Annotated in this window: 11 protein-coding genes; 3 read left to right on the forward strand and 8 right to left on the reverse strand. The window is 60.9% G+C overall.

Annotated elements, in window-relative coordinates:
* Positions 1-62: 62 nt before the first annotated feature.
* On the reverse strand, positions 63-1,409 hold the full coding sequence (locus J3P84_RS20885; RefSeq protein ID WP_434625610.1) for an MFS transporter: 1,347 nt from the start codon (positions 1,407-1,409) through the stop codon (positions 63-65).
* 109 nt (positions 1,410-1,518) lie between these two features.
* The gene (gene pcaR / locus J3P84_RS20890) at positions 1,519-2,361 is read right to left on the reverse strand and encodes a pca regulon transcriptional regulator PcaR (protein ID WP_305496280.1); all 843 of its coding nucleotides are present in this window, start codon (positions 2,359-2,361) and stop codon (positions 1,519-1,521) included.
* 535 nt (positions 2,362-2,896) lie between these two features.
* On the opposite strand from pcaR, the gene J3P84_RS20895 reads away from it, so the two are divergent.
* Both J3P84_RS20895 and J3P84_RS20900 read left to right on the forward strand, forming a co-directional pair.
* Entirely contained in the window at positions 2,897-3,097 is a 201-nt protein-coding gene (locus J3P84_RS20895) for a hypothetical protein (RefSeq protein ID WP_305496281.1), read from the forward strand.
* Between the two features lie 359 nt (positions 3,098-3,456).
* The gene (locus J3P84_RS20900; protein WP_305496282.1) at positions 3,457-4,932 is read left to right on the forward strand and encodes an inorganic phosphate transporter; all 1,476 of its coding nucleotides are present in this window, start codon (positions 3,457-3,459) and stop codon (positions 4,930-4,932) included.
* Between the two features lie 252 nt (positions 4,933-5,184).
* Here the strand turns inward: J3P84_RS20900 and ccoM are convergent, their stop codons facing one another.
* The 3 genes from ccoM to J3P84_RS20915 form a co-directional block, all read right to left on the reverse strand.
* Positions 5,185-5,301, reverse strand: coding sequence for a cytochrome c oxidase subunit CcoM (gene ccoM, locus J3P84_RS20905; protein WP_030139315.1), 117 nt, complete (start codon positions 5,299-5,301; stop codon positions 5,185-5,187).
* 144 nt (positions 5,302-5,445) lie between these two features.
* Complete coding sequence (locus J3P84_RS20910; protein ID WP_434569548.1) at positions 5,446-5,607, reverse strand: hypothetical protein; 162 nt, start codon at positions 5,605-5,607, stop codon at positions 5,446-5,448.
* Positions 5,608-5,695: 88 nt separating this feature from the next.
* Positions 5,696-6,037 (reverse strand): aspartate-semialdehyde dehydrogenase, encoded by a 342-nt coding sequence (locus J3P84_RS20915; protein WP_434569549.1) that lies wholly within the window; start codon positions 6,035-6,037, stop codon positions 5,696-5,698.
* A gap of 248 nt (positions 6,038-6,285) precedes the next feature.
* Here J3P84_RS20915 and rapA point away from each other — a divergent pair, with 248 nt between their 5' ends.
* On the forward strand, positions 6,286-9,132 hold the full coding sequence (rapA, locus tag J3P84_RS20920) for an RNA polymerase-associated protein RapA (RefSeq protein WP_434625613.1): 2,847 nt from the start codon (positions 6,286-6,288) through the stop codon (positions 9,130-9,132).
* Positions 9,133-9,207: 75 nt separating this feature from the next.
* Here rapA and J3P84_RS20925 read toward each other — a convergent pair whose 3' ends face one another.
* The 3 genes from J3P84_RS20925 to J3P84_RS20935 form a co-directional block, all read right to left on the reverse strand.
* A complete protein-coding gene (locus J3P84_RS20925) occupies positions 9,208-10,050 on the reverse strand; it encodes a cache domain-containing protein (RefSeq protein WP_434625615.1) in 843 nt (280 codons plus the stop codon).
* A 132-nt stretch (positions 10,051-10,182) separates the two neighbouring features.
* A complete protein-coding gene (locus J3P84_RS20930; protein WP_434603004.1) occupies positions 10,183-11,064 on the reverse strand; it encodes an ATPase in 882 nt (293 codons plus the stop codon).
* Between the two features lie 107 nt (positions 11,065-11,171).
* Positions 11,172-12,164, reverse strand: coding sequence for an NAD-dependent epimerase/dehydratase family protein (locus tag J3P84_RS20935; RefSeq protein ID WP_434569553.1), 993 nt, complete (start codon positions 12,162-12,164; stop codon positions 11,172-11,174).
* Positions 12,165-12,166: the final 2 nt, after the last annotated feature.

Raw genomic sequence — 12,166 nt, forward strand, 5'->3', positions numbered from 1 at the left:
TTCGCGCCCCGGCGGGAGCAAGCTCCCTCGCCACAGGTGCAGATTCAGCTTCAGAGAAAAAGTCAGGTCGCATCCGCATGGCTGACCATGCCTTTGATAACGACCGCCGCGGTCGCCAATGCCGCTGGAATCACCAGCGCGGTCAGGACCTGTTCGAAGTTCCAGCCCAACCCCAACAACGTCGCGCCCATCCACGCGCCAAGAATTGCGCCGAACCGGCCGATGCCCAGCATCCACGACACCCCGGTGGCCCGGCCCTGGGTTGGGTAGAAGCGCGCCGCCAGGGACGGCATCGCCGATTGCGCGCCGTTGACGCACATGCCGGCCACCAGCACCAGGGTGGCGAGCAAGGTAATGTTGCCCAGACTCTGCCCCACTGCGTAGGCAAATATCCCGGCCATCAGGTAGAAAATGCCGATGACCTTGTGCGGATTGAAGCGGTCCATCGCCCAACCCACCCCGACGGCACTCAATACGCCGCCAAACTGAAACAGCGCGCCGATGAACGCCGCCTGCTCCATGCTCGCGCCGCTGTCGCGCATCAGCGTCGGCAGCCAACTGGTCAGCAGATAGACAATCACCAGCCCCATGAAATACGTCAGCCACAACAACAACGTGCCGGCGCTGTAGGTACCGGAGAAGATTACCGCCAGCACGTTGCGCGCTTTTACGGTCTTTTGTTCGGGCACGCTGAAGCTGGCCGCCTGGGCGATGGTCGGCGGGTCGATCGGCGCCAGGGTCTTGCGCACCTTGTCGGTACCACGGTTACGCACCACCAGGTAACGCGCCGACTCCGGCAGCCAGAACACCAGCACCACCGCCAGGATCAACGGCAGCACGCCGCCGATCAGCAGCAAGCTGTGCCAGCCGAACGCCGGTATCAGCTTGGCGGAGATGAAACCGCCGCCGGCCATACCCAGGTTGAAGCCGCAGAACATGCTGGTGACCAGCAGGGACTTCTTGCGTTCCGGGGTGTATTCCGAGAGCAAGGTCGTGGCATTCGGCATCCCGGCCCCCAATCCCAGGCCGGTCAGAAAACGCAGCACCAGCAGTTGGTCGACGTTGGTACAGAAGGCCGAGGCCAGGCTGAAAGCGCCGAACAACACGACCGCCCCCACCAATACGATTTTTCGTCCGAAACGGTCAGCCAATGGGCCGGAACCCAGTGCGCCGAATACCATGCCGATCAGCGCTGCGCTCATCACCGGGCCAAGACTGGCCCGATTGATGCCCCAATCCTGGGAAAGCGCCGGGGCGATGAATCCCATGGCCGCGGTGTCGAGGCCATCGAGGAAAACGATCAGGAAACAGAGAATGACCACTCGCCATTGGTAACGAGAAATGGGCTGGGCATTGATGAAGGACTGCACATCGAGGCAGGTGCCTACGGAGGTCTGGGGCTGGTTCATTTTATTTTTATTCCACGCAAGAAACGCCAGATGACGCTGCGCGACATTAATGAGCCCGGGCAAATACCGTCAATTCACCGAAGCGGAGTGTGTGCGTTTATCGAACAGCTTAAGTGAACAGTTGCGCGCTCAGGTCCCGGCTGGCCCCGAGCAGGCCAGGCAAAAAGCGCTGCTCCAGCTCGTTGCGGCTGACCCGTCCGGCATGGGTGCTGACGTTCAGGGCCGCCACCACCTGGCCCGAAGCATCGTATACCGGCACGGCAATCGAGCGCAGGCCCTGTTCCAGTTCCTGATCGACAATGCACCAACCCTGCTGCCGGACCTGTTGCAGGCATTCGAGCAGCGCCTCGGGCGTGTGCAGGGTGCGGCTGGTCTTGGCCTGCAGGTCGGCATGCTCGAGATAATCGCGCAGCGACGCGTCATCCAGTGCCGCCAGCAGGATCCGGCCCATCGACGTGCAATAGGCTGGCAGGCGGCCACCGACGGACAGGTCCACCGAAATCAGCCTTTGAGTCGTGGCCGACCGGGCAATGTAAAGGATGTCATCGCCTTCCAGCGTCGCCATGTTGCAGGCCTCGTGCAGCTGTTCGCTCATGCGGTCCAGGTACGGTTGGGCAGAAACCGCCAGCGGTGTCGACGACAGATAGGCATGGCCCAGGGTCAGCACTTTGGGCAACAGCGAATAAGTCCGTCCGTCGGTGGTGGCGTAGCCGAGCTTGATCAACGTGTGCAGGCAGCGCCTCACCGCCGCGCGGGGAATTTCGGTGCGGTGGCTGATCTGGGCGATGGTCAGGTGACGCTTGCGCTCCTGGAATGCCTGGACCACGGCCAGTCCACGGGCCAGCGAGGTCATGAAGTCCGGGTCACCGGTCAGGGCCTGGATCCGCTTGGCCGGCGAAGCGACGATCGGCGGCGCTACTGAAGTGAAGGCGTTGCGCAATTGGTCGTTCATCTCTGGTTCTCCCGGAATGACGGCTATTACAAGCGGCTGCCCGTCGGACAGACAAGTGTCGACCCATCAACACCGTGCGATTATCGAACCGGCGGTCGATAATCGCAATCAGCACGCACCTGCCAGTCTTGCCGTTTTTTGCGTTTTTCCAGCAAGCACCTTGGACGACGAACTTGAACAGCGACAAAGAATAATGAACTTGTCATATGAAAATGACGTCAGGATATCGACACTTGTGATACGTGCCGCACAACTAGCAACACTTATGCGATATTGATTCACACCGGTAACCCGGTACTTTAACTTTGCTAGTGTTATTGCGGCGGACCGCTATAATGCGCGTCAGTGGCGGATCGGCCAATGGCTTCCGCGGGCACAATGGTTTTGTTGTGTCAGTACCCTGGCCGCGTCTCCCGTATCGGCAATATGCGAAACCCTGATGCTACGTCAGCTATCAGCTCTGGTGCCGTGGCCGTCTGCATCGCGTACATGCAGTGCGTATCACCAGATCAATTTCAATTCATTAGGTAATCATGTGACGAAAGACGAACTGCGCGCGGAACTTGAGCGCCAGGAACAACGTTACAAGGAAGTTTACGGCGGAGAAATCACCACCTACGCCGCGCAACCTGAACCGGAACGCAAACCCTGGCGCAAACGCGCCACTGTTCAGGACCAGGCGTTCAGCCAGGAACTGCAAAAGATGGAAAAAGAACTCAAGGCCGAGGAAGAATGATTCTCCGGGCTTGAGTTCCGTAGCGTGTCCGGCCACACCCTGGTCGGACGCCGATAGCGAGGGCCCGCCAAAAGCGGGCCGTCATTCTCTGCACCATCGGTCGGCGGGCATTCACCGCTGATTTTCTTTTTCAGATTTTCAGGCGCCCGCCCCAGCCCCTTCGCGCCCTGCGCAGAACCTTGCCAGCCGGCATTTTCATCCCGAAATCAAAGGGTTGCCCAGCCTATTCAAAACCCCGGCCTGCACGGCTTCCTGCCGGTTATTTCGTTGAAGAATGTTACCGATGAGCAGTCGATGCATCGATTAGCGAGGTTTTCTGGCATAATCGCGCCCCCTTATGACCGGGTCAGAAAACCTTCATGATCGATTTATTCAGCGGACTGGATGCTTGGGTGCTCGTGAGCCTCTTGCTCGCCCTGGCTTTTGTCCTCGCCTTCGAGTTCATCAACGGCTTTCATGACACCGCTAACGCGGTTGCCACTGTTATCTACACCAAAGCCATGCCGCCTCACCTGGCGGTGTTCTTTTCCGGTGTGTTCAATTTCCTCGGCGTACTGCTGGGTGGCGTGGGGGTGGCGTACGCCATCGTTCACCTGTTGCCCGTGGAGCTGCTGATCAATGTGAACACCGGACACGGCTTGGCCATGGTGTTCTCGCTGCTCGCGGCGGCCATCACCTGGAACCTCGGCACGTGGTACTTCGGTATCCCGGCGTCCAGCTCCCATACGCTGATCGGCTCGATCCTCGGCGTGGGCCTGGCCAATGCGCTGATCAACGATATCCCGTTGGCCGACGGGGTGAACTGGCAGAAAGCGATCGATATCGGCGCCTCCCTGGTGTTCTCGCCGATGGCCGGCTTCCTGATCGCGGCCCTGGTGTTGCTCAGCCTGAAATGGTGGCGCCCGCTGTCGAAGATGCACAAGACGCCGGAACAGCGCCGCAAGATCGACGACAAGAAACATCCGCCGTTCTGGAATCGCCTGGTACTGGTGATTTCCGCCATGGCCGTCAGCTTCGTCCACGGCTCAAACGATGGCCAGAAAGGCATCGGCCTGATCATGCTGGTGTTGATCGGTATCGTACCCGCACAGTTCGTACTCGACCTGAACAGCACTACCTACCAGATCGAGCGCACCCGCGACGCGACGTTGCACCTTAGCCAGTTCTACAAGCGCAACAACGAGTCGCTGGGTGAATTCCTGGCCTTGGGCAAGAGCGTCGAAGGCGACCTGCCGGAGAAATTCCGCTGCAACCCGCAGCAGACCGAACCGACCATCAATGCGCTGCTCGACACCCTCAAAGGCGTGGCGGATTACCACTCGCTGCCGTCGGAAAGCCGCATCGAAGTGCGCCGCTACCTGCTTTGCCTGGACGACACGGCGAAAAAGGTCGGCAAGTTGCCTGGCCTGGCAGCCCGTGAAAAAGACGACCTGAACAAGCTGCGCAAGGACCTGACCGCGACCACCGAATACGCCCCGTTCTGGGTAATCCTGGCGGTTGCCCTGGCCCTCGGCCTGGGCACCATGGTCGGCTGGAAGCGCGTGGTACTGACCATCGGCGAGAAGATCGGCAAGCAAGGCATGACCTACGCCCAAGGCATGTCGGCGCAGATCACCACGGCCTGCATGATCGGTGCAGCGAATATCTTCAGCCTGCCGGTTTCCACCACCCACGTGCTGTCTTCCGGCGTGGCGGGCACGATGGTGGCCAACAAGAGCGGCCTGCAGGGCGGCACGGTCCAGACCATCCTGCTGGCCTGGGTGCTGACCCTGCCAGCGACGGTGGGCCTGTCGGCGGCACTGTTCTGGCTGGCGTCGAAGGCCATCGGCAGCTGAGTTTCAGCGGCTCGTGAAAAAGGTGCGTTCCTTGCGGTTCGCACCTTTTTTATGCCCTGACATTGAACAACTTGTGGGAGCGAGCCTGCTCGCGAAAGCGGAGTATCAGCCACTGGGTGGATGACTGATACTCCGCCTTCGCGAGCAGGCTCGCTCCCACAGTGGTTTTGTGTTGGTCTGGAAATTCGCCCCAAAAAAAAGGGCGACCGAAGTCGCCCAAATGCCTTGCGTGCTCGTTGTAGCCGGAAAGACCTACGGCTTTTTGCGCTTGTGTGCGTCTTTCCAGATGAATAATCCAAACCCTGCGAAAAACACGAACATGAGGCCGACCGTCAACACACCGGCAAACACCACATTATCGATAAACATGACTGGCCTCCTGGTCTTGCCCCTGTTGCGATGGGATCAAGTTAACCGATCAGGCCTGGAGGAAAATTGACCGGGGTCAATAACGCTCGCGACGGAGCGCAAAGGAAGGGTGATAACTGATCCATATCAATGGATCGAGGGGGTTCAGCGCTTTTTCGGTTTGTTTTTCGATTTTTTCTTCGGCTTGCCCAAGGGCATGGCCTGCTCGAAGGCCTGGCGGACTTCATTGAGACGTTTTTCGTTGAGGTCGTGAACGCGCTTTGCGCGCTCTGCACCGAGATCAATCAGTTTGTCTTCTTGGCTCATGCTGTGTCGACATCGTACGGTGAGTGGCGGATGCGTCCATGATGCGGGTTACCGGTTGCGTTGACCAGCCAGCGACGTCGACGAGACCTCAGATCTGGATGTCCACCCATAGGCCCTGGCGCTCTTCGCCCTCGACGAGCGGAACGACCGGCACGGTGTTGTCGGCGTTCAGTTCCGTGCCCGGAACAGCCAGATGTTCTTCGGGATCCTCGTCGGCTTCGCGGCGGCGCCGGTTGCGCTCCTGCTGGCGACGCTGCTCTTCGCGCAGCAACAGAGCGGCCTCCTCCGGGTCACCCTTTTGCAGGTCGATGGTGCTTTCGTTGGAGCTTTGTTGTACCGGGACCACGGGAGGAATATCCGGTCGCGGGCGGATCGGATCCTGCTGAGCGGTGATGGGTACGGCGCTCAAGGGGAGCATGGGTGGCAACATAAAGGTCTCCTGTCTTCAGGTTGTCGGCGGCGGCGAGGACAGCTTGAACCGCTGGTCTGAAACTTGTGAGCTGGTTGGCATTACGCGGGGCGAGGACACAAGCTTGTTTGATCGCAGAACACGCTTAAGTTCCGTTGGGCCGGTTGATGGGCAAGCCGTCACGAGCGCTGGTTACGTGCGTAAATCCTTTGGTCTGACGCGTCATTCCGTTAAGATAGCCGGCTTTTTCACGGCGGGAGTCAGGCAGCATGGCGCAGCAGTATCAACCGGGGCAACGCTGGATCAGTGACAGCGAAGCCGAGCTGGGTTTGGGCACCGTTCTGGCACAGGACGGCCGCTTGTTGACCGTGCTCTACCCGGCCACTGGCGACACTCGCCAGTACGCGCTACGGAATGCGCCCCTCACCCGCGTGCGGTTTTCGCCGGGCGACGTGATCACTCACTTCGAAGGGTGGAAAATGACCGTGCGCGAAGTCGATGACGTCGACGGGCTGCTGGTCTACCACGGCCTCAACGGGCAGAACGAAGTCGTCACGCTGCCGGAAACCCAACTGTCGAACTTCATCCAGTTCCGCCTGGCCAGCGATCGCCTGTTCGCCGGGCAGATCGATCCGCTGGCCTGGTTCTCCCTGCGCTACCACACGCTGGAACACACCAGCCGCCAACTGCAGTCGCCGCTCTGGGGCCTGGGTGGCGTGCGTGCCCAACCGATCGCTCATCAGTTGCATATTGCCCGTGAAGTCGCCGACCGCATTGCGCCACGGGTATTGCTGGCGGACGAAGTGGGCCTGGGCAAGACCATCGAAGCCGGCTTGATCATCCATCGGCAACTGCTTTCCGGCCGCGCCAGTCGCATCCTGATCCTGGTCCCGGAAAACCTGCAGCACCAGTGGCTGGTGGAGATGCGCCGGCGCTTCAACCTGCAGGTCGCGCTGTTCGACGAAGAACGCTTTATCGAAAGTGATGCCAGCAACCCGTTCGAGGACACCCAACTGGCGCTGGTCGCGCTGGAATGGCTGGTAGAGGACGAAAAGGCCCAGGACGCGCTGTTCGCCGCCGGCTGGGACCTGATGGTGGTCGACGAAGCGCACCACCTGGTGTGGCACGAAGACCAGGTCAGCCCGCAATACGCGCTCGTCGAACAGTTGGCCGAGACCATCCCTGGCGTGCTGCTGCTGACCGCCACCCCGGAACAACTGGGCCAGGACAGCCACTTCGCTCGCCTGCGCCTGCTGGACCCGAACCGCTTCCACGATCTGCAGGCCTTCCGTGCCGAAAGCGAGAACTATCGCCCGGTGGCCGAAGCCGTCCAGGAGCTGCTGGACAAGGGACGCTTGTCGCCCGAGGCCCACCAGACCATCCATGGTTTCCTGGGCAATGAAGGCGAAGCGCTGCTGACCGCCGTCAACGATGGCGATATCGAAGCCAGCGCCCGCCTGGTTCGCGAACTGCTGGACCGCCACGGCACCGGCCGCGTGCTGTTCCGTAACACCCGCGCTGCCGTCCAGGGTTTCCCCGAGCGCAAGCTGCACGCCTATCCGCTGCCGTGCCCTGACGAATACCTGGAACTGCCGCTGGGCGAACACGCCGAGCTGTATCCGGAAGTCAGCTTCCAGGCTCAGCCTGAAGCCGGCGAAGAAGAACGCTGGTGGAAATTCGACCCGCGCGTCGAATGGCTGATCGATCAGTTGAAGATGCTCAAGCGCACCAAGGTCCTGGTGATCTGCGCCCACGCCGAAACCGCGATGGACCTGGAAGACGCCCTGCGCGTGCGCTCCGGCATTCCGGCCACGGTGTTCCATGAAGGCATGAACATCCTTGAGCGCGACCGCGCGGCGGCCTACTTTGCCGACGAAGAGTTCGGTGCCCAGGTGCTGATCTGCTCGGAAATCGGCAGTGAGGGTCGCAACTTCCAATTCGCCCATCACCTGGTGCTGTTCGACCTGCCGGCGCACCCGGACCTTTTGGAACAGCGGATCGGTCGTCTGGACCGGATCGGCCAGAAACACACTATCGAGCTGCATGTGCCGTACCTGGAAACCAGCCCGCAGGCGCGGCTGTTCCAGTGGTATCACGAGGCGCTGAATGCTTTCCTCAACACCTGCCCGACCGGCAACGCCTTGCAACATCAGTTCGGCCCGCGCCTGCTGCCGTTGCTGGAAGAAGCCGACGACGGCGAGTGGCAGGCATTGATCGACGAGGCGCGCGCCGAACGCGAACGCCTGGAGGCCGAGCTGCACACCGGTCGCGACCGTCTGCTGGAGCTCAATTCCGGCGGTGCGGGCGAAGGCGACGCTTTGGTGGAGGCCATCCTTGAACAGGATGACCAGTTCGCCCTGCCGATCTACATGGAAACCCTGTTCGACGCCTTCGGTATCGACAGCGAGGACCATTCCGATAACGCACTGATCCTCAAGCCGAGCGAAAAAATGCTCGACGCCAGTTTCCCCCTGGGCGACGACGAAGGCGTGACCATCACCTATGACCGCAACCAGGCGCTGTCTCGTGAAGACATGCAATTCATCACCTGGGAGCACCCGATGGTGCAAGGCGGCATGGACCTGGTGCTGTCCGGCTCCATGGGCAACACCGCCGTGGCGCTGATCAAGAACAAGGCGCTCAAGCCTGGCACCGTGTTGCTGGAACTGCTCTATGTCAGCGAAGTGGTCGCCCCGCGCTCGCTCCAATTGGGCCGCTACCTGCCACCGGCCGCCCTGCGCTGCCTGCTGGATGCCAACGGCAACGACCTGGCGGGCCGGGTGTCGTTCGAAACCCTTAACGACCAGCTCGAAAGCGTGCCCCGCGCCAGCGCCAACAAGTTCATCCAGGCCCAGCGCGACCAGCTCTCGCCACGGATCAACGCCGGCGAAGAGAAGATCGCCCCGCGTCACGCCGAACGCGTGGCCGAGGCGCAACGCCGTTTGGCGGCCGACACCGAAGAGGAACTGGCCCGTTTGACCGCTTTGCAAGCGGTGAACCCTACCGTGCGCGACAGCGAACTGGAGGCTCTGCGCCAGCAGCGTGAGCAAGGGTTGGCGATGCTGGAGAAGGCTGCGTTGCGGCTGGAGGCGATTCGGGTGTTGGTGGCGGGGTGATTCCTACCGCTTTGATCGTGTGTATATCCGTTGCTGCGGTAACGGATATACATCCAAAATCCAGAAACCCATAAATCAAGGACTGTAATACCCCACAGCCACCAACAAATGCCCAGCCTTTTTCAAATAGGCATGCTTGTTCTCGACCTTCCCCGTGACCGGATTCTTCCAGCGATACTCATATTCCCCCGCATCCTGCTTGCCCATCATTGCCAGGATCGGCTCACCCACCGGTTTGCCGGCCGGATCCTTGACCTTCGCAAAATCGGTATTGATCAAACGCAGATTGGTGCCATGACCGACATAACGGCGGGTATCGAGATCAACGACAAAGACGTACAGGTCATCCTGAAGGTAACCGCCCTTGAGGGAATTGATCGCCGTCAGCGTGGCTTTCTCACTCTTCAGCAGGTCCGCCGAAGCCTTGTCCAGTAGCGCCCTGGCCTGTTCGGCAGAAGCCCTTGGCAAGTAATAGCCAACCGCGAGGATATGCTCGCCGACCCGCTGGAAATACACACGCTTGCGCTCGACCTTGCCGTCCGCCCAGTTCTGCCAGCGATACTCGGCCTGCTGGATGCCGCTGGCTTCCGGGGTCTTCAACGCATCCTTGAACGCCTTGCGCAGATCCGGCCCCAATACCTCGGACACGTCTCGCCCGATCAGCGCTGACGATGGGCCGCCGCTGGCAAGCATTACTCCCTGGGTGTCGACCACGAACACGTAGCGGTCCTTGTCGACGAATTCGCCTTGGCGGCTGAAGGCGGCGAACGCATAGTCGCCGTAATCGTGATAGTAGGCCAACGCCCTTTCCAACAGCGCCCGAGCCGCCTGGCCGTCATCCGGCGTAGCGGCCTGTGCGTGGTTCAGCCCCAGCGCCAGCATTGCGGCCAGCCAGGCCAGCCTTCGAATAAACCCCATGGGCACGCCCCTCGTTCTTGTTGGTGTTCCAAGAGCGTAGACGGGGTGGGGTGATGTTGGAGTATTCAGGAGATGGTTGCAGGCGAACTGCAATACCTGTGGGAGCGAGCAGACTCGCTCCCACGGGGCCCGTTACTGGGCCCGATTGCTCAGTTGCTGTTGCAGGTACTGGATCTGCGATTGCAGGGTATTGATGTTGCGCGTGACCTGGCCGCGGAAGGCATCGAACTCGGCGTTATTGCCCCCCGAGCGGTTCTCCTGCTGACTCTTGAGCACGATCATGTCCTGCTCCAGGCGCTCGATGGCCGAGTTCGAGTTGGCTCTTTTCAAGGCCGTGATGTCGGCACCGATGCTCTTGAGCTGGGCATCCAGCGCGCCGCCCTCGCCTTGGTTCTTCAAGGTTGCAACCTCGGCCGCCAACGCCTTGACCTGGGCCTGGAGCTGGGTATTGGCCGCTTGCAACTGGGTGTAGGCGTTCTGCTGTTCGGAATCCTGGGCGATCATCTGGGCCAATTGCTTGTCCAGGTCGGCGGACGGTCCGAACGCGCCTTGCAGCTGCTTGTACTGCTCCATCAACTTGCCGTCGAATTGCCGGCCCTGCTCCTGCAGCTTGCTGTCCAACTGCTTGATCTGCAATTTCAAGGCTTCACTGTCGCTCATCACGTTGGACTGCCCGGCAACCACTTTGCCGGAGATGTCCTGCAGGCGGCCCGCCGCATCCTCACTGATCCGGGCGAAGCTCTCCTGGGTGGCCACCAGTTGCTGCTCCATCAGGGAAATCTGCTGGAAACTCCACCACGCGAGAAACGCCAAGGCGCACAGCAAGGCACCGACCAATGCCCACAACGGCCCGGTGCTTGGTGCCTTGACCCTGGCCGCCGCAACAGGCGCCGGACGCGCTTGCACGTGGGGCTGGCGGTTGGTCAGGAAGTCATCGTCATCGGGAATGTCCGCCCGCATCCGCAGGCTCGGTACATCGTCGAAGTCGTCGTTGGCATCGTTACGCGTGGGCATGGGTTCAACCTTTGGGAAATCGGTAGTGACTCGATGCGGCGAGTATAACCCCCTCGCCCACCGCAGCCATTGACCCCGAACCGGGCACTCGGTTCATGACGGGGCGATCAGCGGGCATATTGGACGCGCCACCAGGCGCAAAATTCATCGAGCGCAGCCCACAGGCTGACTTGCGGATCGTAATCGAGATAATGCCGGGCCCGACCGATGTCCAGGGTGAAATTCCTGTTCATCACCTGCATGCCAAGGCGCGACAACGTCGGCTCCGGGCGCCCCGGCCATAATGCGCAGAACCCTTCGTTCATGGCCGCAACGCTGTAGGCCAGCCCGTAGGAGCGGTAACGCCTGACTTGTGGGACTTCCATCTGCCGCATCACATAATTGACTACGTCCCACAACGGAACGGGCGCCCCGTTACTGATGTTGTAAGCCTTGCCCAGGGCCGAACCGGTGGCCAGCAGGCTGCTGAGCAGTGCTTCGTTGAGGTTCTGCATGCTGGTGAAATCGACCTTGTTCAAGCCGTTGCCGATAATCGCCAGTCGTCCCTTGCGCTGCATCTTGAGCAAGCGCGGAAAAATGCTCATGTCACCGGCACCAGTGACGAAGCGCGGCCGCAGCGCCAACACCTCCAGGCCGAACTCCTGGGCGCCGAAGACCTTCTGTTCGGCCAGGTACTTGGTGGCGGCGTAGGGATGCTTGAAACGTTTGGGCACCTGCTCTTCGGTCAGTCCCAAGTGGTCACGGCCATCAAAATAGATCGACGGTGAGGAGAGGTGCACCAATCGCCGGACCTTTTGCTTGAGGCACGCCTCGACGATGTTTTCGGTGAGCTGGACGTTGCCCTGGTGAAAGTCCTGATAGCGCCCCCACAGCCCCACCGAGCCGGCACAATGCACCACGGCATCGATATCGCGACACAGGTCGAGGGCCAGCATCGGCTCGCTGAGGTCGCCCTGGATGAACTCGGCGCCACGCCGCACCAGATGCTCGACGCTTTCGGCCCGGCGGCCATTGACCCGTACATCCAGGCCCTGCTCAAGGGCGAAACGCGCGAAGCGTCCGCCGATGAAGCCGCTTGCGCCGGTGACCAGAATCTTCATGT

It is taken from the genome of Pseudomonas sp. Z1-29 (genome assembly GCF_051131995.1).
Classification (GTDB): Bacteria; Pseudomonadota; Gammaproteobacteria; order Pseudomonadales; family Pseudomonadaceae; genus Aquipseudomonas.